The sequence below is a fragment of the Saccharopolyspora antibiotica genome (assembly GCF_047200635.1).
Lineage (GTDB): Bacteria > Actinomycetota > Actinomycetes > Mycobacteriales > Pseudonocardiaceae > Saccharopolyspora_C.
Genome location: NZ_JBJZOI010000021.1, coordinates 108,090 through 129,268 on the forward strand (window position 1 = coordinate 108,090; position 21,179 = coordinate 129,268).

Here is a 21,179-nt window from a genome sequence, read left to right on the forward strand (position 1 = left end):
CGGTCCGCTCAGAGCGCGCCGGGCTCACCCGCGGTGCGCCGCAGGACCCGCAGCGAACCGGTGGCGCCGACCTCGTGGAACTGCCCGGTTTCCAGTGCCCGGCGGTAGATCCGGTGCGGGGCCTGGCCGCCGTCGGCCGGGTCCGGGAACACGTCGTGGATGACCAGCGCCCCGCCCGGCTCCACCCAGGGCGCCCAGCCCTCGTAGTCGGTGCTCGCGGCCTCGTCGGTGTGCCCGCCGTCGATGAAGGCGAAGCGCAGCGGGGTGCGCCAGAAGCCCGACACCGCGCGGGAGGAGCCGACGACGGCGACGACCTCGTCCTCCAGCCCGGCCGCGGCGAGGGTGCGCCGGAACTCCCCGAGGGTGTCCAGCCGCCCGGCGCGGGGGTCGACCAGATCCGGGTCGTGGTACTCCCAGCCCGGCTGGTGCTCCTCGGAACCCCGGTGGTGGTCCACGGTGACGATCCGGCCGCCGGTGGCGCGGGCCGCCGCGCCCAGGTAGATCGTCGACTTCCCGCAGTAGGAGCCGATCTCCACGGCCACCCCGGTGCCGAGGAACTCCAGGGCGGCGCGGTGCAGCGCCTCGCCCTCGTCGGCGGGCATGAAACCGATCGCCCGCTCGGCCTGCTCCCGCAGCTCGGGGGTGAGCGCGTCCTGCTCGGCGGGGCGATCTGCGGGCGGCGGTGCGGTCGGGGTCACGTGGGTCCTCTCGGGTTCCGGCTGTCGAGCCGAGCCTACGCACGATTGCCCCCAGCTGGGTAGAACGTGTTCTATTGGGATCGCGTGTCGTCCGACGGGGAGGCGAAGATGCCGATCGCGATCACCGAAGTGCAGCGGGACCTGCGGGAGTCGATCCGGTCCTGGGCCGCCGGTTCCGGTACCGCCGAGGTCCGCGCGCGCGAGGAACCCGGCGGGCCCGGGCGACCGGGCCGGGCCTGGGCGGGGCTGGCCGAGCTGGGCGTGTTCGGCATCGCGCTGCCCGCGGACGTCGGCGGCGGGGGAGCCGGGGTGGCCGAGCTCGCCGCCGCGCTGGAACCGGCGGCGGAGGCACTGGTCCCGGGTCCGGTGCTGGCGACCTGCGCGGCGGGGGTGCTGCTGGCCCGCGCGGGCGGTGATCCCGCGCCGCTGCGCGCGATCGCGGCCGGGGAAGCCGTGGTGGCGGTGGCGGGCGAGCCGGGCTCGCTGGTGGCGACCGAGGCCGAGGGCGGGTTGCTCGTCTCGGGCGCGGTCGACCCGGTGCCCGGGGCGCCGGAGGCCACCCACCTGCTGCTCGCGGCGCGCGGCCCGCGCGGCGGGGAGACGTGGTTCCTGGTGGCGGCCGACGACCCCGCCGTGCGCGTCGGAACCCGGCGCGCGCTGGACTTCTCCCGCTCGCTGGGCCGGATCGAGCTCACCGAGCTGCTGGTCCCGCCCGCCGCCCAGCGGTCCCGGCTGCGCACGGCCGAGGTCCGCGAGCTCCTGGTGACGCTGGGGGCGGCCGAGGCCTCCGGGATCGCCGCGTGGTGCCTGCGCACCGCCGTCGGCCACGCCCGCACCAGGGAGCAGTTCGGTCAGGTCATCGGCGCGTTCCAGGCGGTCAAGCACCTGTGCGCGCGGATGCTCTGCGGGGCGGAGCAGGCGGCCGCGCTGGCTTGGGACGCGGCCCGGGTGCTGGACGAGGACCCCGCGCAGCACCCGCTCGCGGCGGCCGCCGCCGGGGCGGTCGCGCTGGACGCGGCGGTCGAGGCGGCCAAGGACTGCGTGCAGGTGCTCGGCGGAACCGGCTTCGCCTGGGAGCACGACGCCCACCTGTACCTGCGCCGCGCCCTCGCCCTGCGGCAGTGGCTCGGCGGCGCCGCGGCCTGGCGGCTGCGGGCGGCCGATCTCGCCCTCGGCGGGGCCCGCCGCGCGCTCGGCGTCGGCGACGTGCTGCCGCCCGAGGTGGCCGAACGGCGTCCCGAAGTGCGCGAGCTCGTCGCGGAGATCGCGGCGCTGCCGGAGCAGCGGCGGCGGGAGCGGCTCTGCGACACGGGATTCCTCGCCCCGCACTGGCCGGAGCCCCACGGGCTCTCCGCCGAACCGGGGTTGCAGCTGCTCATCGACGAGGAGCTGCGCGCGGCCGGGGTGGCCAGACCCGACCTGATCGTCGGCGGCTGGGCGGTGCCGACGCTGCTCGCGCACGGCACGCCCGCGCAGCGGGAGCGGTTCGTCCGGCCCACCGCGCTCGGCGAGCTGACCTGGTGCCAGCTGTTCAGCGAGCCCGGCGCGGGATCCGACCTCGCCGGGCTGCGCACCCGGGCGGAGCGGGTGGACGGCGGCTGGCGGCTGCGCGGGCAGAAGGTGTGGACCTCGATGGCGCGGGAGGCGGACTGGGCGATCTGCCTGGCCCGCACCGATCCGGAGGCGCCGAAGCACCGGGGCATCACCTACTTCCTCGTCGAGATGGCCTCCCCGGGCATCGAGGTCCGGCCGCTGCGGGAGATCACCGGCGAGGCGGTGTTCAACGAGGTCTTCCTGGACGGCGTCTTCGTGCCGGACGAGCAGGTGGTGGGCGAACCGGGCCAGGGCTGGCGGCTGGCGCGCACCACGTTGTCGAACGAGCGGGTGGCGATGGGTGGCGGGTCGGCGCTGGGGCAGGACGTGGAGGCGCTGCTCGCGCTGGCCCGGCGGTGCCCGGACTCCCGGGGCGCGCGGGAGCGGATCGGCGGGCGGGTCGCGGCGGGGCTGTCGGTCTCGCTGCTGCGCTGGCGCGCCACGCTGCTCAGCCTGGACGGCCGCGACCCGGGAGCGCAGTCCAGCGTGGAGAAGCTGGTCGGGGTGCACCACCGCCAGGAGGTCGCCGAGGCCGCGCTGGAACTGCTGGGCCCCGAGGGCGCGGCCGCCGACGGGACGGCCACCGAGCCGGCGCGGCAGTTCCTGCTCAGCCGCTGCCTGAGCATCGCGGGCGGCACCACGCAGGTCCTGCGCACCGTCGCGGCCGAACGCGTGCTGGGACTGCCGCGCGCCTGACGTCGCCCGCCGGACCTTGCGGTGAGCGCGGATCGCGGCTAGAAATAGAACAAGTTCCATTCATGTTTGGTGCGGGCTGAATCGGGGTCGATGTGGAGTTCGCGCTCGATGACACGCTTTCGCCCCTGCGAGATCTGGCCGCCGAGGTGCTCTCGCGGGAGCAGGCCCGCGCGCGGGAGACCGGTCCCCGCTCCGGCGGTGGAACAGGTTCTTTCGACTCCATCGGCAAGGCGCTGGGCGCGGCCGGGCTGCTCTCGCTGGCCGTGCCGGAACGGCTCGGCGGCGCCGGGCTGGGCCCGCTGGCGACCTGCGTGCTGCTCACCGAGCTGGGCAGGCGCGCCGTTCCCGGCCCGATCCCGGCCACCCTCGCCTCCGGCGTGCTCCCGATCGCCCGGCACGGCACGGAGGCCCAGCAGGACCGGCTGCTGTCCGGTGTGGACGACGGGCGGGTGCTCACCGCCGCGCTCACCGAACCCTCCGCCCCGCTGACCGCCGCCCCCGCCACCCGCGCCCGGCGGGACGGGGACGCGCTGGTGATCACGGGCACCAAGACCGGCGTGCCGCACGCCGGGCTCGCGCGGGACCTCCTGATCCCGGTCTCGCTGGCCGGTGGCGGCACCGCAGTGGCCGTGGTCGCCTCCGACGCGGACGGTCTGACCCGCGAGCCCGCACCGCCCTCGGGATCCGGGGCCGCGGTGCTGCGCCTCGCCGAGGTGCGCGGCGAGGCGCTCGGCGCGCCCGGAGATCCCGAGGTGCTGGCCGATCTGCTGCGCTGCGCGACGGCGGGGCTGTGCGCGCTCGGCGACGGCGCGCTGGCGGGCGCGCTCGCGCTCACCGCCGAGCACGTGCGCACCCGCGAGCAGTTCGGCAGGCCGCTGGCCGCGTTCCAATCGGTCGCCGGACAGCTGGCGGACGTCTACGTCGCGTCCCGCACCGCGCACCTGGCCACCACCGCCGCGTGCTGGCGCCTGGACGAGGGCTTGGACGCCGCCGACGACCTCGCGGTCGCCGCGCTGTGGCTGACCGAGCAGGCCCCGCCCGCCGTGCACACCTGCCACCACCTGCACGGCGGGATCGGACTGGACATCAGCTACCCGCTGCACCGGCACCTCTCGATGATCAAGGACGTGGCCCGGGGGCTGGGCGGCGCCGGGCGCGCGGTGGACGCGCTCGCCGAGCGGCTCGCGGGCCGGTGAGGAGCGACGTGTTCATCGACCGCACCCAACGGCAGCGGGCCCTGCGGGACGAACTGCGCGCGTACTTCCGCGACCTGATCACCCCCGAGGAACGCGCGGAGCTGGCCACCGAGCGCCACGGACCGGCCTTCCGCCGGATCGTGCGGCGGATGGGCCGGGACGGCAGGCTCGGCGTCGGGTGGCCGCGCGAGTACGGCGGCGGCGGGTTCGGGCCGGTGGAGCAGCACATCTTCGCCAGCGAGGCCGCCCGCGCCGACGTGCAGCTGCCCTCGGTCACGCTGCAGACCGTCGGCCCCACCCTGCTGGCGCACGGAACCCGGTGGCAGAAGGAGTTCTTCCTGCCCCGCATCCTCGCCGGGGAGGTGCACTTCGCGATCGGCTACACCGAGCCCGAGGCGGGCACCGACCTCGCCTCCCTGCGCACCACCGCGGTGCGCGACGGGGACGAGTACCGGGTCGACGGGCAGAAGACCTTCACCACCGGCGCGCACGACGCCGACTACGTCTGGCTGGCGTGCCGCACGGACCCGGACGCGCCGAAGCACCGGGGGATCTCGATCCTCATCGTGGACACCTCGGACCCCGGTTTCTCCTGGACACCGATCATCACCTGCGACGGCGCGCACCACGTGAACGCGACCTACTACTCCGACGTGCGGGTGCCCGCCTCGATGCTCGTGGGCGAGCAGGACCGGGGCTGGAAGCTCATCACCACCCAGCTCAACCACGAGCGCGTCATGCTCGGGCCCGCCGGGCGGATCGACGGGCTGCGGGAGCGGGTGCGCGGCTGGGCCGCCGCGCGCACCGCGCCGGACGGGACGCCGCTGGCCGAGCTGCCCGACGTGCGCCGGGCGCTGGCCCGCGCGCACGCCTTCGCCCGGGTCAACGAGCTGCTGAACTGGCAGGTCGCGGCGGCGGCGGACGGCCCGGTGGAGGTGGCCGACGCCTCGGCGACGAAGGTGCTCACCTCCGAGCGGGTCCAGTCCCTCGGGCGCGAGCTAGAGGAGCTGGTCGCCCGCCACGGCGACCCGGGGGAACCGGAGACCGCCGAGCTGCTGCGCTGGCTGGACGTGCAGGCGAAGCGGAACCTGGTGCTCACCTTCGGCGGGGGCGTGAACGAGGTGCAGCGCGAACTGATCGCCGCGGCCGGGCTCGGGTTGCCCCGGGTGCCGCGCTGACCGGAGGGAGTCCGACCACCATGACCACCGGAACCGCGCGGGACGTCGCCGCGCAGATCCGCGCGGCGGCCGAGGAGATCGCCGGAGCGGGGGAGTCCGCGCCCCGCCGGGCCCGGGACCCGGTGAACCTGCCGATGATCAACAACTGGGTGGAGGCGCTGGGCGACGCGAATCCCGTCTACACCTCGGCGGAGGCCGCCGCCGCGTCCGTCCACGGTGGACTCGTCGCGCCACCCGCGATGGCCCAGGTGTGGACGATGCCCGGCCTGTCCCCGCCGGGGGACGGCGCCGATCCGCTGCACCTGATGATGGCCGCGCTCGACCGGCACGGCTACGGCTCCGTGGTGGCCACCGACTGCGAGCAGACCTACCACCGCTACCTCCGCCACGGCGAACGGCTCGCGGTGACCACCCGGCTGGACTCGGTCGTCGGCCCCAAGCGCACCGCGCTCGGCGAAGGCTGGTTCGTGACCACCCGCAACACCTGGTACTCCGGGGCGGAGCCGGTGGCGGAGATGCTGTTCCGGGTGCTGAAGTTCCGGCCCGCCGAGGCCGGGGCGAACGCGGAGCCCGAATCGGAGTCGGAGCTCGCCGCCCCGGCGATCCTGCCCGCGATCAACGCCGACACGGCGTTCTTCTGGGAGGGCACCGCGGCCGGGGAGCTGCGCGTCCAGCGCTGCGGCGGCTGCGGCCTGCTGCGGCACCCGCCGGGCCCGATGTGCCCGGAGTGCGGCGCCACCGAGCCCACGCACCTGGTCTCGGCCGGGCTCGGCGAGGTCTACAGCTACGTCGTGCACCACCACCCGCCGCTGCCCGGCAAGGAACTGCCGCTGGTGATCGCGCTGGTGGAACTGGACGAGGGGGTGCGGATGCTCGGGGAGCTGCTCGGCGCGGACCCCGCCGGGGTGCACGTGGGAATGCGGGTGCGGGCCGGCTACCGGCACGGCGCCGAGGTCACCGTGCCGCACTGGCGGCCGGTGGAGGAGGAGGCGGCATGACCGCGCGGACCAGGAGCTCCGCCGAGGTGCGGGCCGGGACCGCCCTGCCGGAGGAGAGCGTCGAGATGACGCCGACCTTCATCGTGAGCACCGCGCTCGCGACCCGGGACTTCCAGGACGTCCACCACGACCGGGACCTGGCGCGGGCCAAGGGCTCGCGGGACATCTTCGTCAACATCCTGACCAGCACCGGGATCGCGCAGCGCTACGTCACCGACTGGGCCGGCCCGGAGGCACTGGTGCGCGGGGTGAAGGTGCGGCTGGGGGTGCCCTGCTACGCCCACGACGTGCTTCGGCTGTCCGGTCAGGTGCTGTCCCGGCGGGTGGAGGGCGGCGAGACCCGGTTCGAGGTGGAGGTCCTCGGCCGGTGCGGTCTCGGCCAGCACCTGCGCGGCACCGTCCTGCTGGCGCTGCCGGGGGGAGCGGCGTGAGCATCGCGGGCACCACGGCCATCGCCGGGATCGGGGCCACCGAGTTCTCCAAGAACTCCGGGCGCAGCGAGCTCCGGCTCGCCGCCGAGGCGACCCGGGCGGCGTTGGCCGACGCGGGCCTGAGGCCGTCCGATGTGGACGGAATGGTCACGTTCACCATGGACGAGAACACCGAGGTCGCGCTCGCCAGGGAGCTCGGGGTGCCGAGGCTGTCGTTCTTCAGCCGGGTGCACTACGGCGGGGGAGCGGCCTGCGCCACCGTGCAGCAGGCCGCGCTCGCCGTCTCGGCGGGAATCGCCGACGTGGTGGTCTGCTACCGGGCGTTCAACGAGCGGTCCGGGCAGCGCTTCGGCCGGGTCCAGGCCGCCGCGGCCGCCGCGCCCACCTCGTCCGGAGTGGACAACAGCTGGAGCTATCCGGTCGGCCTGGGCACGCCCGGTGCGCAGGTCGCCATGTTCGCCCGGCGATACCTGCACGAGTACGGCGCCACCAGCGAGGACTTCGGCCGGGTCGCGGTGACCGATCGCGCCCACGCCGCGACGAACCCGGACGCCTGGTTCTACGGACGCCCGATCACCCTTGCCGAGCACCAGGCCTCGCGCTGGATCACCGAGCCGCTGCACCTGCTGGACTGCTGCCAGGAGAGCGACGGCGGGGTGGCCCTGGTGGTGGTGAGCGCCGAGCGGGCCCGGGACCTGCCGCACCCGCCCGCGCTCGTGCGGGCGGCCGCGCAGGGCAGCGGGCCGGACCAGTTCACCATGACCAGTTACTACCGCGATGACCTCGCGGCGCTGCCGGAGCTGGGCGTGGTCGCCGAGCAGCTCTGGCGGCAGTCCGGGATCGGCCCGGCGGACGTGCGCACGGCGGTCCTCTACGACCACTTCACGCCGTTCGTCCTGGTGCAGCTCGAGGAACTGGGCTTCTGCCCGCGCGGCGAGGCCCGGCACTTCATCACCGAACGCGGCATCGGGTTGGACGGTGAGCTGCCGATCAACACCCACGGCGGGCAGCTCGGTGAGGCCTACGTCCACGGCATGAACGGCATCGCCGAAGCGGTCCGCCAGGTCCGGGGCACCTCGGTCAACCAGCTCGACGCCGTCGAGCACGTCCTCGTCACCGCGGGCACCGGAGTCCCCACCAGCGGTCTGGTCCTCGGCACCGACCGCTGACGGGACCTCCGCGGTTTCCTCGCCGCGGATCGACGCGCCGCGTGCGAGCCGGTCCCCGCTCGACGGCTTCGCCGCTGGTGGGACGTGGGCGGGACCGGGCGCGCGGACAGCCGTCGACCCGGCGGTCAGCCCGCCTTCGGGAGCCGGGTGATGGCGGTGATGATGAGGCCCTCGTCGGCGAGCCAGCGGCCGGTGAAGGAGGTGAGCGGGACGCCCTCCACCTCCGGTCCGGTCTTGAGCAGGTGCGCGGTGAAGGTGCCGTCCCGGTGCAGGGTGAGGTCGGCGTCCTCGAAGCCCAGCCACTCGCGGGCGATCGGGAACCACGCCTTGTAGACGGACTCCTTGGCGCTGAACAGGATCCGGTCCCAGTGCACCGAGGGATCTGCCGCCAGCAGCTCCTCGATCCGCGCCCGCTCGCCGTCCAGCGTCACCGCGCCGAGCACCCCGTCCGGCAGCGGCTCGTGCGGCTCGGCGTCGATGCCGGTGGTGAGCACCGCGTCGGCGAGGCCGACCACGGCCGCCCGGTAGCCGGCGCAGTGGGTCATGCTGCCAACCACCCCGGACGGCCAGCCGGGAGCACCGCGCTCCCCGGGCAGCAGCGGAGCGGCCGCGATCCCGATCTCCGCTAGGGCGGCGCGGGCGCAGTGCCGCGCCGTGGTGAACTCGCGGCGCCGCTTGTCCACGGCGCGCGCGATCACCGCCTCCTCCTCGGGGAACAGCCACGCCTCGGGCGGGTCGGTGCGGGTCTCCCGCCAGGCGAGCTCGCCGGGCAGCAGGCGTTCGATCACGACTCCTCCTCGGGGAACACCAGGCGCAGCGGCTCCTCGGGCAGGCCGCGGCGCTTCCACTCCCGCGGGTAGCCGATCGAGACCTCCTGGAACCGGACGCCGTCGTGCCAGGTGGTGCGGGGGATGTGCAGGTGGCCGTAGATCACGGTCGCGGCCCGGTGCCGCAGGTGCCAGTCAGCGGTGTGCACGGTGCCGCACCACTGCGCGAACTGCGGGTACCAGAGCACGTCGGTGGGTTCGCGCACCAGCGGGTAGTGGTTGACCAGCACCGTCGGCAGCGCTGGATCGCACTCGGCGAGGCGGCGCTCGGTCAGCGCCAGCCGGGCCCGGCACCAGTCGTCGCGGGTCGGGTGCGGATCGGGGTGCAGCAGGAACTCGTCGCTGCACACCACTCCGGATTCGTGCGCGACCGCCAGCGCTTCCTCCTTGGTGGAGGTCCCGGCCGGGCGGAAGGTGTAGTCGTAGAGCACGAACAGCGGCGCCACCGTCACCGGCCCGCCGCGCCCGGTCCACACCGGGAAGTCGTCCTCGGGAGTGACCACGCCGAGCTCGCGGCAGCGGCGCACCAGCTCCAGGTAGCGCGCCTCGCCGCGCAGCTGCAGCGGGTCCTGCTTCGTGGTCCACAGCTCGTGGTTGCCGGGCACCCAGATGACCTTCGCGAAGCGCTCGGCGAGCATCCCCAACGCCCAGGTGATGTCGTCGGAGAGCTCCCCGACGTCCCCGGCGACGATCAGCCAGTCGTGCTCGGAGCGCGGCACCAGGCCGCGCGCGATGTCCTTGTTCTCGGCCATCGCGACGTGCAGGTCGCTGACGGCCAGCAGTTCGCCGGGTGCGGAGCTCATGATGCCGCGATCGTAACCGAGACGGCCCGGAGCCCCGGCCGTTTCGCGGAGGTTCTGGGGATTCCGCGGTCGCTCGCGGTCTCCCGCGACCCGCGAGGCCGACCCCGCCGGGCCGGCCCGCCCCGCCTCCGGGGTGGTCCGCACCGGCCGACGATGCGGTGGTGGAGCAGGCGGGAGGAGTGCGCTCACCGGGGCCGCACGCCGCGTGTTCGGGCGGTGACGGGCTGATCCGGAGCGGGGTGTCCGGGGGAGCGGGCACCGTTGTTCGATACAGTTCTGCGCCTGTATCAGGTGCACCCTGCGGCCGGATGCTCCTCGTCGGGGATCGGGCAGTCGATGCCGGTGGCCGCGCGACGGAAGGACCTCGTTGGCCACCCCGCTGCATCCCACCGAATTATCGGGCCGTTCCGGCCCGCCCCCGCCATCCGGCCCGCGCGCCACCCTGCTGCGGTGCACCACGACCGCGCTGCGGTGGGTGGAGCTGCTGCGCGCGCGAGTCCTGGAGGAACCGCGCCGCGTCATCGGGTTCGGCGCGATCGCGCTGCTCGTCTCGGTGCTCGCGCTGTTCCTGATGCGCCGCGCCGGGCTCGGGCACGACGCGGGGATCGACTACCAGGTCTACCGGTGGGCGGTGCGCACCTGGCTCGACGGTGGGGACATCACCGTCGGCGGCCCGATGACCAGCGCGGATCGGGTCCTGCCCTGGGTGTACCCGCCGTTCGCGCTGCTGCCGCTGTCGATCCCGGCGCTGCTGCCCCAGGTGGCCGGGCTGTGGCTGATCTACCTGGTCGACCTCGTCTCGATCGGGGTGGTGCTGTACCTGGTGGCGCGGCGGACGTTCCCGTCGGCGAGCAGGGAGAGCGCGCTCGCGGTGACGGCGCTGGCGATGCCGGGCACGTTGCTGCTGGAGCCGGTGTACGCCGCGATCGGGCTGGGGCAGGTGAACATCCTGCTGATGGCGCTGGTGGCGGTGGACTGCCTGGCCGGACGCCCGCCCTGGCCGCGCGGACTGCTGATCGGCCTGGCCGCGGCGATCAAGCTCACGCCCGCCGCGTTCCTGCTGTTCTTCCTGGTGCGCCGGGACTACCGGGCGGCCGCGGTCGCCGCGGGCAGCGCCGCCGCCGCGACCCTCGTGGGCTTCGCCCTCGACCGCTCGGCCTCGATGGACTACTGGTTCGGCAGCGGCCCCGCCGCCGGGGTGAGCGGCTCGGCGTTCCACACCAACCAGTCGGTCATGGGTGCGCTGGCCAGGCTGGAGCTGCCCGCGCTGACCCAGCACGCGCTGTGGGCGCTGGCCGCGCTGCTGCTGGTGCTGGTGACCGCGCGGGTGCTGCGCACCGCTGAGCTGGTGCACGCGGTGCTGGCCACCGCGCTGCTGGCCCTGCTGCTCTCGCCGACGTCCTGGTCGGACCACTGGGTGTGGGTGGCGCCGGGACTGCTCGCCGTCGCGGGCACGGCGCTGCGCCGCCGCAGCACCGGCTGGCTCGCCACCGGCGCGGTCATCGGGATCGCGGCGCTGGCGGCCACCTTCCGCGCGCTGCCGTCCCGGGGGACCAACTGGAATGCGATACAGCATCTGATCGGGAATTCCTATCTCCTGATCGGTATCGCAATGCTTCTGCTGCTTTCGCGTGATGCCGCGGAGCCCGAGCCGCGCGCGGATGTGCTCGCCGCGCGGGATTGACGGGAATGGCCGGTAACGGTCCGAGAACGCCCGTTTCCGCTCCGCGCCCGGGAAATCGTCGACTCGATCGAGAATGGGCGGGGCGGGCGGTGCTGGAGGGGCGCCCGCGCCGCGCGGTTCCGGTGTGGACCGCTCGCCCCGGGAGTCGTGCGACCGGACCGCCGGGGGTATCGGTGCAGGTCGGCGGGCCGCGCGGGTGCGTGATCGGCGGGATGGAGCGGTCCGCCGGCCGCGCGATCCGGCGCACGGCGGTGATCGCGACCGGCGGCGCTGCGGCATCCGTGTGAACTTGGTGTCACGATCGGGGATCTGCTCGTTCCACAAGGGACGGAGGAGCGGGAAAACCCGGCGGCGCAAGGGTTCCCCTCGTGTGGTCTACATCACCAGCGCTCGCGGCTGGACCGAAAAAGCGGCCGTGATCAGCGATGATGGCGCTGGGCGACGGTGGTTCAGCCTCCGGTGACGGGTGGCCCCTCTCCCGGGTGAGCGGGGGAACGTGACCTGCGGCGGGACCGTCGTGGGACGGTCTTTCCACTGTGCGGGACGGCGCCGTGTGATTTTCACCCGTGTTACTCGGGCGTAGCCGTGGGCGGCATCGGTCTGTAAGGTGCCTCAAACTGACCGACGATGCAACGGCGCATCCTTTTGTCAGTGCCCGAAAGGTTTTCGCGGGCCGATGGCGAGTGCTCACAATTCCTCGCCCGGTCCCGGCCTGGCGACGGGAGGATCGATGCCGGATTCCCAGCACTTGAGAAATGAGGCGCAACGTCGCGCCGCGGAGCGCGGTCTCTACGACCCCGCTCACGACCACGACGCCTGCGGAGTGGCGTTCGTGGCCGACATGCACGGGCGCCGCAGTCACGAGCTGGTGCGAAACGCCCTCACGGCATTGCGCAACCTCGAACATCGCGGGGCCAAGGGCGCCGACCCGGAGACCGGGGACGGCGTCGGCCTGCTGACCCAGGTCCCCGACGCGTTCTTCCGGGCCGTCGTCCCGTTCGACCTGCCCGAAGCCGGTGGGTACGCGGCCGGGACCGGGTTCCTGCCGGCGGACGAGACCGCGGCGGCCGAGGCCGTCGAGGTCGTCGAGCGCATCGTGGCCGAGGAGGGACTGCGCCTGCTCGGCTGGCGCGAGGTCCCGATCGCGCCGGAGAACGCGGGCCGCACGGCCCGCGAGGTGATGCCGAGCTTCCGGCAGCTGTTCATCGGGCACGGCACCGACGGGGCCGAGCAGGAGACGGCGCTGGAGTTCGAGCGCCGCGCCTTCTGCGTGCGCAAGCGCGCCGAGCACGAGGCCGCGGTGTACTTCCCGAGCCTGTCCGCCCGGACCTTCGTCTACAAGGGGATGCTCAGCGAGACCCAGCTCGACGCGTTCTACCCGGACCTGCTCGACGAGCGGTTCGCGAGCGCGATCGGCCTGGTGCACTCGCGGTTCTCCACCAACACCTTCCCGTCGTGGCCGCTGGCGCACCCGTACCGCTACATCGCGCACAACGGCGAGATCAACACGATGAAGGGCAACCGGAACTGGATGCGGACCCGCGAGAGCATGCTCGCGACCGACCTCATCCCCGGTGAGCTGCGGCGGTTGTTCCCGATCGCCACCCCCGACGGCAGCGACTCGGCGACCTTCGACGAGGTCCTGGAGCTGCTGCACCTCGGCGGCCGCTCGCTGCCGCACTCGGTGCTCATGATGATCCCGGAGGCGTGGGAGAACCACGCCGAGATGGACCCGAAGCGCAAGGCGTTCTACGAGTTCCACAACTACCTCATGGAGCCCTGGGACGGTCCCGCGCTGGTGGCGTTCACCGACGGCACCCAGATCGGCGCGGTCCTCGACCGCAACGGGCTGCGGCCCGGCCGCTACTGGATCACCGACGAGGGGCTGGTCGTGCTGGCCAGCGAGGTCGGCGTGCTCGACCTGGACCCGGCGCGCGTGGTGCGCAAGGGCCGGTTGCAGCCGGGCCGGATGTTCCTGGTGGACACCGGCGCGGGCCGCGTCATCGACGACGAGGAGATCAAGGGCGAGCTCGCCGCCGAGCACCCGTACCAGCAGTGGCTGGACGAGGGCGTGGTGCACCTCGCCGACCTGCCCGAGCGCGACCGCGCGATCCCCTCGCACGACTCGCTCGTGCACAGCCAGCAGGTGTTCGGCTACACCCAGGAAGAGCTGGGGGTCCTGCTCAAGCCGATGGCGGCCGGCGGGGCGGAGCCGATCGGCTCCATGGGCAACGACGTGCCGTTCGCGGCGTTCTCGAAGCGCCCGAGGCAGCTGTTCGACTACTTCACCCAGCTGTTCGCGCAGGTCACCAACCCGCCGCTGGACGCGATCCGGGAAGAGCTGGTGACCTCGCTGGCCACCCACGTGGGCCCCGAGCACAACCTGCTCGATCCCGACCCGGACGCCTGCAAGCAGCTCGTGCTGCCCTTCCCGGTGCTGGACAACGACCAGCTCGCCAAGATCGTCCACATCGACGACGACGGTGACCGGCCTGGCCTCAAGCCCGCCATCATCAGCTGCACCTACGAGGTCGGCGGTGGTGGGACCGCGCTGCGCGAGCGGCTCGACGCGATCTGCGACGAGGTCTCGGCCGCCGTGGCCGAGGGCGCGCACGTGCTGGTGCTCTCCGACCGCGCGTCCGACGCCGGGCACGCGCCGATCCCGTCCCTGCTCGTCACCGGCGCCGTGCACCACCACCTGGTGCGCGAGAAGACCCGCACCCGGGTCGGCCTGGTGATCGAGGCGGGTGATGTGCGCGAGGTGCACCACGTCGCGCTGCTGATCGGCTACGGCGCCGCCGCGGTCAACCCCTACCTGGCCATGGCCAGCGTCGAGGACCTGGTGCACAACGGCGTGCTCCAGGGACTCGACCCCGCGCAGGCCACCGGCAATCTGATCAAGGCGCTGGGCAAGGGCGTGCGCAAGACCATGTCCAAGATGGGGGTCTCCACGGTGGCCTCCTACACCGGCGCCCAGATCTTCGAGGCGATCGGCCTCGGTCAGGAGGTCGTCGAGCGGTGCTTCGCGGGCACCACCTCCCGCCTCGGCGGGGTGGGCTTCGACCTGCTGGCCAAGGAGATCGCCGAGCGGCACCGCAAGGCCCACCCGGTCGACGGCGTGCGGGCACCGCACCGCAGCCTGCACGTGGGCGGCGAGTACCAGTGGCGGCGCGAGGGCGACCCGCACCTGTTCAACCCGCGCACCGTGTTCAAGCTCCAGCACTCCACGCGGGCCGGCCGCTACGAGATCTTCAAGGAGTACACGCAGTCCGTCGACGACCAGTCGCGCGACCTGATGACCCTGCGCGGGCTGTTCCGGTTCCGCGAGGGCGTGCGCGCCCCGGTGCCGATCGACGAGGTGGAGCCGGTCGAGTCCATCGTGAAGCGGTTCGCCACCGGCGCCATCTCCTACGGCTCGATCTCGCAGGAGATGCACGAAACCCTGGCGATCGCGATGAACCGCCTCGGCGGCAAGTCCAACACGGGTGAGGGCGGTGAGGACGCCGACCGGTTCACCCCGGACGCCAACGGCGACTCGCGCCGCTCGGCGATCAAGCAGGTCGCCTCCGGCCGCTTCGGCGTCACCAGCGAGTACCTGGTCAACGCGGACGACATCCAGATCAAGATGGCGCAGGGCGCCAAGCCCGGCGAGGGCGGCCAGCTGCCCGGCCACAAGGTGTACCCGTGGGTGGGCAAGACCCGGCACTCCACGCCGGGCGTGGGGCTGATCTCCCCGCCGCCGCACCACGACATCTACTCCATCGAGGACCTGGCCCAGCTGATCCACGACCTGAAGAACGCCAACCCGCGGGCGCGGATCCACGTCAAGCTGGTCAGCGAGGTCGGCGTCGGCACGGTCGCGGCGGGCGTGAGCAAGGCGCACGCCGACGTGGTGCTCATCTCCGGCCACGACGGCGGGACCGGGGCCTCCCCGCTGTCCTCCATCAAGCACGCGGGCGGCCCCTGGGAGCTGGGCCTGGCCGAGACGCAGCAGACGCTGCTGGCCAACGACCTGCGCGACCGGATCGTGGTGCAGACCGACGGCCAGCTCAAGACCGGGCGCGACGTGGTGATCGCGGCGCTGCTGGGCGCGGAGGAGTTCGGCTTCGCCACCGCCCCGCTGGTCGTCTCCGGCTGCATCATGATGCGGGTCTGCCACCTCGACACCTGCCCGGTGGGCGTGGCGACGCAGAACCCGGAGCTGCGGGCGCGCTTCGACGGCAAGGCCGAGTACGTGGTGAACTTCTTCAAGTTCATCGCCGAGGAGGTCCGGGAGTACCTGGCCGAGCTGGGATTCCGGTCGATCGAGGAGGCCATCGGCCACGCCGAGCTCATCGACACCGACGCGGCGGTGCGGCACTGGAAGGCCGAGGGCCTGGACCTCTCGGCGATCACCCACGTGCCGGAGCTGCCCGCGGGCGCCGCGCTGCGCAACACCACCACCCAGGACCACGGCCTCGACAAGGCGCTGGACCACACCCTGATCCAGCTCAGCGAGGGCGCGCTCAAGGGCGGGACGCCGGTCCGGCTGGAGCTACCGGTGCGCAACGTCAACCGCACGGTGGGAACCATGCTCGGGCACGAGCTGACCCGCCGGTGGGGCGGCGAGGGCCTGCCGGACGACACCATCGACGTCACCTTCACCGGGTCGGCCGGGCAGAGCTTCGGGGCCTTCGTGCCGCGCGGCATCACGCTGCGGCTGCTCGGTGACGGCAACGACTACGTCGGCAAGGGCCTCTCGGGCGGGCGCATCGTGGTGCGCCCACCGGAGAACGCCGCCTACACCGCCGAGGACAACGTCATCGCCGGCAACGTCCTGCTCTACGGCGCGACCGGCGGTGAGCTGTTCGTGCGCGGCGTGGTCGGCGAGCGGTTCTGCGTGCGCAACTCCGGTGCGACCGCGGTCGTCGAGGGCATCGGCGATCACGGTTGCGAGTACATGACCGGGGGCCGCGCGGTGATCCTCGGAGGCACCGGCCGCAACTTCGCGGCGGGCATGTCCGGCGGCATCGCCTACGTGCTGGACCTGCGCGAGGAGCGCGTCAACCCCGAGATGGTCGACCTCGACCCGCTCGACGACGCCGACCGCGAGTTCCTGCACGACCGGGTGCGCAGGCACCACGAGCAGACCGCCTCCCAGGTGGCGGCGGAGCTGCTGGCCGACTGGGACCGCTCGGTCCGCCGGTTCCGCAAGGTCATGCCGCGGGACTTCAAGCGGGTGCTGGCCGCGCAGGACGCCGCCGAGCGAGACGGGCGCGACGTCAACGAGGCGATCATGGAGGCGGCTCATGGCTGACCCGAAGGGCTTTCTCACCACGGCGCGCCAGACCCCGCAGCGGCGCCCCGTGGACGTCCGGATCAAGGACTGGCGCGAGGTCTACCTGGACTTCGAGCCGGGGCGGGTCAAGGAGCAGGCCGGGCGCTGCATGGACTGCGGCATCCCCTTCTGCCACCAGGGCTGCCCGCTGGGCAACCTGATCCCGGAGTGGAACGACCTCACCTGGCGCGACGACTGGAACGAGGCGATCGACCGGCTGCACGCGACGAACAACTTCCCGGAGTTCACCGGGACGTTGTGCCCCGCCCCGTGCGAGGCGGCGTGCGTGGTCGGCATCAACTCCGATCCGGTCACGATCAAGCAGGTCGAGATCGAGATCATCGATCGGGCCTGGGCGGAGGGCCGGGTGACCCCGCAGCCGCCCGCCTCGAAGACGGGCAAGAAGGTCGCCGTCATCGGCTCCGGCCCGTCCGGTCTGGCGGCTGCGCAGCAGTTGACCCGCACCGGCCACGACGTCGTGGTCTTCGAGCGGGCCGATCGCATCGGCGGGCTGCTGCGCTACGGGATCCCCGAGTTCAAGATGGAGAAGCGGCGGCTGGACCGCAGGCTCGGGCAGTTGCGGGCCGAGGGCACCGAGTTCCGCGCCGGCGTCAACGTCGGGGTGGACGTGACGGTGGAGCAGCTCGAGGCCGACTTCGACGCGGTCGTGCTCACCGGCGGCGCCACCGACGCCCGCGACCTGCCCATCACGGGCCGGGACGCGGTCGGCGTCCACCAGGCGATGGAGTACCTGCCGCTGTCGAACCGGGTGCAGGAGGGCGACCTGACGTCCTCGCCGATCGACGCCGCGGGCAAGGACGTCGTCGTCATCGGCGGCGGGGACACCGGAGCCGACTGCGTCGGCACCGCCCACCGCCAGGGAGCGGCGTCGGTCACCCAGCTGGAGATCATGCCCACTCCGCCGACGGCGCGGCCGGACGGCCAGCCGTGGCCGACCTACCCGATGGTGTTCCGGGTGTCCTCCGCGCACGAGGAGGGCGGGGAGCGGTTGTTCTCCGTCAACACGCAGGAGTTCCTCAAGGACGACGACGGGAAGCTCCGCGCGCTGCGCCTGGTCGAGGTGCGTCGGGAGGACGGCCGGTTCGTGCCCGTCGAGGGGACGGAGCGGGAGATCCCGTGCCAGCTGGCGTTCCTGGCGATGGGTTTCGTCGGCCCGGAGAAGGAGGGCCTGCTCACCGAGCTCGGCGTGGAGCTCGACGAGCGCGGCAACGTCGCCCGCGACGACGACTTCATGACGAGCGTGGACGGCGTGTTCGCGGCCGGGGACATGGGACGCGGCCAGTCGCTGATCGTGTGGGCGATCTCGGAGGGCCGTTCGGCGGCCGCCGGGGTCGACCGCTACCTCACCGGCCGGGACGTGCTGCCCGCGCCGATCGCGCCGACCGACCGCCCGATGGTCTGATCGACGACCGCGCGAGCGCCCCGGGGTCCCCGTGAACCCGGGGCGCTCCGCCGTCGCGGGCCGGGCGGGCACCGGGGTTCCGCGTCCGGTCCGGTGCGCGGGCGGCGGAGATCATCGGCGGCTCGGGAGGCGGCAGGTCCGCACGCTACTCCGCGATCACCTCCCCGGGTTCCGGACTCCGGTGAGCGGATCGCTCGTCCCATCCCCTCGGGCAAGCGGTCCGCTCGCCGGCGAAGGCGAGTCGGTGAACGGCCCGTTCGTCCGAACCCGTTGGACGAACGGTCCGTTCACCCGGAACGCGCAGCCGGGGTCAACGGACCGTTCGTCCCGGCTCGTTGGACCAACGGGCCGTTCACCCGGAACACCGCTGACCGATTGGTCGGTGTTGTGCGGTTCCGACGCGCATCACACTCCCGGTCGGGCCCGCATGCTCTTCGCTGATCAAGTGCCGTGGCGACGGGGTGAGTCGCTCCCCGATCCGGTAGTGCGCCGGTGAAAGCGGGTGCGCCGGCCGCGACGTTCGGAGGAGCATGGACGCCGTCATCCGGATGCGGCGGTGCGGCCGGTCCGGGCAAGGGGCCTTCCGAGGGGATCATGAGCAAGCACTTCGCGTTCGTCAGCATGTCCGCGCACGGGCACGTCAACCCGACCCTCCCGCTGGTGGAGGAGCTCGTCCGCCGCGGGCACCGCGTCACCTACGGCGTCGGTCCCGAGTTCCACGCCGCCGTCCGGGAGGCCGGTGCGCGGCTGCTCGACACCGGCAGCTCGATGCCGGACCTGCCCACCGACGTCGCGAAGTTCACGCCCGAGGTGATGCGCCCGATGATGGAGCACCGGCTGCGGGACCTGCGCGCGGTCTTCCCGGTGCTGCGCGAGCACTTCGAGCGCGACCGCCCCGACGCGGTGTGCTTCGACTACGGCGAGATGAGCGGTCACATGCTGGCCGAGAAGCTCGGCGTCCCGGACGTCGCGCTGCTGCCGCACTTCGCCGCCAACGAGCAGTTCTCCCTGCGCGACGTGGTGACGAAGGACGATCCGGACGCCTTCGACTCGAACAACCCGGTCCTGCGGGACTTCCTGGTGCGGATGAAGGAGCTCGCCGACGAGTTCGGCGTGACCTTCGACCCGGCTTTCCTCGGGCAGGTGCCGCCGTCGCCGCTGAACCTGGTGTTCCTCCCGGAGCGGTTCCAGCTGCGCGCCGAGACCTTCGACGACCGCTTCCGCTTCCTCGGCCCCTCGGTCGGTCAGCGCGGCGAGGTCGACTGGAAGCCGCGGCGACCGGACGCCCCGCTGCTGTTCATCTCGCTGGGCACCGTGTTCAACCAGCGCCCGGAGTTCTTCCGCACCTGCATCGAGGCGTTCCGCGACGGCGAGTGGGAGGTCGCGATGTCCATCGGCGGGGTCGTGGACGTCGGTGACCTGGGCGAGATCCCGGAGAACTTCGAGGTGCGGTCGAGCTTCCCGCAGCCCGCGGTCCTGCGGCACGCCTCGGCCTTCCTCACCCACACCGGGATGAACTCGACGATGGAGACGCTGTACTACGGCGTGCCGCCGATCGCGGTGCCGCAGATGCCGGAGCAGGCGGCCAACGCCTCCCGCGTCGAGGAGCTCGGCCTGGGCAAGCGCCTGCGCGCCGAGGAGATCAGCGCTGAGCTGCTGCGCTCCACCGTGGACGAGGTCGCCTCGGACGAGGGGATCCGCGCCAACCTGGTCGAGATGCGCGAGTCCATCCGCTCCGGCGGCGGCGCATCCGCCGGAGCGGACGCGCTGGAGGCGTTCCTCGGCTGAGCCCGGCCGGTCCGCTCCCCGCCGGGGAGCGGACCGGTTCAGGAAGCCGGTTCCTCGCGGCTGCGGAACGTCAGGAGCCCGTCGACCCCGCGCAGGAAGGTCTCGCAGATCGGTTCCGGATCGGACAGGCATCCCGCGGTCATCGCGCCGTCGCGCAGCATGACGAAGTGCTGGGCGGCTGGATGCGGGTCCATCTTCCCGATGCCGGAGAACAGCTCGCTCATCGTCTCCAGGAACCACGTGCGGTGCGCGAGGACGGCCCGGTGCACGGGATGGTCCGGGGCGGGGTACTCGGCGGCCGCGTTGAGGAACGCGCAGCCCCGGAAGCCAGGGCTCCGGATGTCCTCGGCGACCGCCTGGCCCACGGCGCGCACGATCTCGTCCGGGTCGGTCTCCCGGGCGAGGACCGCCTCGACTCGGGCGCGCATCGCCTCGTCCACGAGGGTCAGGTAGGCGACGAGCAGATCGTCCTTGCTCGGGAAGTGCCGGTAGAGCGTGGCGCGCGTGACCTGCGCTTCGGCGATGACCCGATCGACTCCCACGGAGTGCAGTCCTTCGGCGTAGAACAGCGCGGTGGCCGCGTTGAGCAGGCGAGCCCGTGCCTCCGACATCCCATCCCCCGTTCCGCTGAACCCCTGCCGCCGCAGGCTAGCAGATAGAACGATCGGTCTTGACGGATCCGCTCGGTTGCCGCAGGATCAGGTGGACCGATCGTTCTATCTCGTTGATGGAGCGGCACGACACCCACGAGAGGCTCCGATGTCCACCTCTTCAGTCGCCACCCGGGTCGATTCCGCCGGGGCGCTGCGATCGCTGTACTACGTCCGGTTCGCGTTCGCGCTCGTCTGGGCGGGCCTGATGGTGGTGCTGTCCGGGACGTTCGGCCCGGCGACCGCCGTGCTGCTGGTCGCGTACCCGCTCTTCGACGTCGTCGCGGCGGTGGTGGACCACCGCACTTCCGGCGACAGCCGCCCGAAGGCGCCGCTCTACGCCAACATGGGCCTGAGCCTGCTCGCGGCCGTCGGGTTGGCCGTCGCGATTCCGGTCGGGGTTCCCGGAGCGCTGCGGGTGTGGGGCGCGTGGGCGATCACGGCGGGCGCGGTGCAACTGCTCGTCGCGATCCTGCGCTACCGGCTCGGCGGCCAGTGGGCCATGATCCTCAGCGGCGGCATCTCCACCGTCGCGGGCACCGGCTTCATCCTGATGGCGGGCGGCTCCGACGCCTCGCTGTCCCCGATCGCGGGCTACGCCCTGATCGGGGGGATCTTCTTCCTCGTCTCGGCCCTCCGCCTGCACCGCCTCGCCCGCCGGGGTTGAGCCGGCGAACGGCCCATTCGTCCATCGGGTTCGGGCGAATGGGTCGTTGGCGTGAGCCGGA

General features: G+C 73.1%; 15 protein-coding genes. 11 read left to right on the forward strand and 4 right to left on the reverse strand.

What is annotated here, in order from left to right; genetic code table 11:
* Positions 1 to 8: 8 nt before the first annotated feature.
* Positions 9 to 698, reverse strand: coding sequence for a class I SAM-dependent methyltransferase (locus tag ACL03H_RS18540; RefSeq protein ID WP_412812525.1), 690 nt, complete (start codon positions 696 to 698; stop codon positions 9 to 11).
* A gap of 108 nt (positions 699 to 806) precedes the next feature.
* On the opposite strand from ACL03H_RS18540, the gene ACL03H_RS18545 reads away from it, so the two are divergent.
* The 6 genes from ACL03H_RS18545 to ACL03H_RS18570 all read left to right on the forward strand — a co-directional run bounded on the left by ACL03H_RS18545 (position 807) and on the right by ACL03H_RS18570 (position 7,959).
* Positions 807 to 2,987 (forward strand): acyl-CoA dehydrogenase family protein, encoded by a 2,181-nt coding sequence (locus ACL03H_RS18545; RefSeq protein WP_412812526.1) that lies wholly within the window; start codon positions 807 to 809, stop codon positions 2,985 to 2,987.
* A 146-nt stretch (positions 2,988 to 3,133) separates the two neighbouring features.
* A complete protein-coding gene (locus ACL03H_RS18550; RefSeq protein WP_412812527.1) occupies positions 3,134 to 4,183 on the forward strand; it encodes an acyl-CoA dehydrogenase family protein in 1,050 nt (349 codons plus the stop codon).
* An 8-nt stretch (positions 4,184 to 4,191) separates the two neighbouring features.
* Positions 4,192 to 5,361 (forward strand): acyl-CoA dehydrogenase family protein, encoded by a 1,170-nt coding sequence (locus ACL03H_RS18555; RefSeq protein ID WP_412812528.1) that lies wholly within the window; start codon positions 4,192 to 4,194, stop codon positions 5,359 to 5,361.
* Positions 5,362 to 5,381: 20 nt separating this feature from the next.
* Entirely contained in the window at positions 5,382 to 6,359 is a 978-nt protein-coding gene (locus tag ACL03H_RS18560; protein WP_412812529.1) for a bifunctional MaoC family dehydratase N-terminal/OB-fold nucleic acid binding domain-containing protein, read from the forward strand.
* Positions 6,356 to 6,790: a hotdog family protein gene (locus ACL03H_RS18565; RefSeq protein ID WP_412812530.1), complete on the forward strand. Its 435-nt coding sequence runs from the start codon at positions 6,356 to 6,358 to the stop codon at positions 6,788 to 6,790. Before ACL03H_RS18560 ends, ACL03H_RS18565 begins: the two co-directional genes overlap by 4 nt.
* On the forward strand, positions 6,787 to 7,959 hold the full coding sequence (locus ACL03H_RS18570) for a lipid-transfer protein (RefSeq protein ID WP_412812531.1): 1,173 nt from the start codon (positions 6,787 to 6,789) through the stop codon (positions 7,957 to 7,959). The genes ACL03H_RS18565 and ACL03H_RS18570 overlap by 4 nt, the downstream gene beginning before the upstream one ends.
* A 125-nt stretch (positions 7,960 to 8,084) precedes the next feature.
* Here ACL03H_RS18570 and ACL03H_RS18575 read toward each other — a convergent pair whose 3' ends face one another.
* Both ACL03H_RS18575 and ACL03H_RS18580 read right to left on the reverse strand, forming a co-directional pair.
* Positions 8,085 to 8,747: a 4'-phosphopantetheinyl transferase family protein gene (locus tag ACL03H_RS18575; protein ID WP_412812532.1), complete on the reverse strand. Its 663-nt coding sequence runs from the start codon at positions 8,745 to 8,747 to the stop codon at positions 8,085 to 8,087.
* On the reverse strand, positions 8,744 to 9,589 hold the full coding sequence (locus tag ACL03H_RS18580) for a metallophosphoesterase family protein (RefSeq protein ID WP_412812533.1): 846 nt from the start codon (positions 9,587 to 9,589) through the stop codon (positions 8,744 to 8,746). Before ACL03H_RS18580 ends, ACL03H_RS18575 begins: the two co-directional genes overlap by 4 nt.
* 367 nt (positions 9,590 to 9,956) lie before the next feature.
* Between ACL03H_RS18580 and ACL03H_RS18585 the strand changes: the two genes are divergently transcribed.
* The 4 genes from ACL03H_RS18585 to ACL03H_RS18600 all read left to right on the forward strand — a co-directional run bounded on the left by ACL03H_RS18585 (position 9,957) and on the right by ACL03H_RS18600 (position 19,801).
* On the forward strand, positions 9,957 to 11,273 hold the full coding sequence (locus ACL03H_RS18585; RefSeq protein ID WP_412812534.1) for a glycosyltransferase family 87 protein: 1,317 nt from the start codon (positions 9,957 to 9,959) through the stop codon (positions 11,271 to 11,273).
* 730 nt (positions 11,274 to 12,003) lie between these two features.
* Complete coding sequence (gltB, locus tag ACL03H_RS18590; RefSeq protein ID WP_412812535.1) at positions 12,004 to 16,569, forward strand: glutamate synthase large subunit; 4,566 nt, start codon at positions 12,004 to 12,006, stop codon at positions 16,567 to 16,569.
* Positions 16,562 to 18,013, forward strand: a complete 1,452-nt coding sequence (locus tag ACL03H_RS18595; RefSeq protein WP_412812536.1) for a glutamate synthase subunit beta — start codon at positions 16,562 to 16,564, stop codon at positions 18,011 to 18,013. The genes gltB and ACL03H_RS18595 overlap by 8 nt, the downstream gene beginning before the upstream one ends.
* A 594-nt stretch (positions 18,014 to 18,607) precedes the next feature.
* Positions 18,608 to 19,801 carry a macrolide family glycosyltransferase gene (locus ACL03H_RS18600; protein WP_412812537.1) on the forward strand — a complete coding sequence of 398 codons (1,194 nt, stop codon included), beginning with the start codon at positions 18,608 to 18,610 and terminating at the stop codon, positions 19,799 to 19,801.
* A 38-nt stretch (positions 19,802 to 19,839) separates the two neighbouring features.
* On the opposite strand, the gene ACL03H_RS18605 is transcribed toward ACL03H_RS18600, so the two are convergent.
* Entirely contained in the window at positions 19,840 to 20,412 is a 573-nt protein-coding gene (locus ACL03H_RS18605) for a TetR/AcrR family transcriptional regulator (RefSeq protein ID WP_412812538.1), read from the reverse strand.
* Between the two features lie 148 nt (positions 20,413 to 20,560).
* On the opposite strand from ACL03H_RS18605, the gene ACL03H_RS18610 reads away from it, so the two are divergent.
* Positions 20,561 to 21,118, forward strand: a complete 558-nt coding sequence (locus ACL03H_RS18610; protein ID WP_412812539.1) for a hypothetical protein — start codon at positions 20,561 to 20,563, stop codon at positions 21,116 to 21,118.
* The last annotated feature ends 61 nt before the right edge of the window (positions 21,119 to 21,179 follow it).

Excerpts from the sequence above, each read along its gene's own strand:
- ACL03H_RS18565 (WP_412812530.1), top strand. The coding sequence starts at position 6,356 with ATGACCGCGCGGACCAGGAGCTCCGCCGAGGTGCGGGCCGGGACCGCC.
- ACL03H_RS18545 (WP_412812526.1), top strand. The coding sequence starts at position 807 with ATGCCGATCGCGATCACCGAAGTGCAGCGGGACCTGCGGGAGTCGATC.
- ACL03H_RS18560 (WP_412812529.1), top strand. The coding sequence starts at position 5,382 with ATGACCACCGGAACCGCGCGGGACGTCGCCGCGCAGATCCGCGCGGCG.
- ACL03H_RS18605 (WP_412812538.1), bottom strand. The coding sequence starts at position 20,412 with ATGTCGGAGGCACGGGCTCGCCTGCTCAACGCGGCCACCGCGCTGTTC.
- ACL03H_RS18595 (WP_412812536.1), top strand. The coding sequence starts at position 16,562 with ATGGCTGACCCGAAGGGCTTTCTCACCACGGCGCGCCAGACCCCGCAG.
- ACL03H_RS18600 (WP_412812537.1), top strand. The coding sequence starts at position 18,608 with ATGAGCAAGCACTTCGCGTTCGTCAGCATGTCCGCGCACGGGCACGTC.
- gltB (WP_412812535.1), top strand. The coding sequence starts at position 12,004 with ATGCCGGATTCCCAGCACTTGAGAAATGAGGCGCAACGTCGCGCCGCG.
- ACL03H_RS18580 (WP_412812533.1), bottom strand. The coding sequence starts at position 9,589 with ATGAGCTCCGCACCCGGCGAACTGCTGGCCGTCAGCGACCTGCACGTC.
- ACL03H_RS18610 (WP_412812539.1), top strand. The coding sequence starts at position 20,561 with ATGTCCACCTCTTCAGTCGCCACCCGGGTCGATTCCGCCGGGGCGCTG.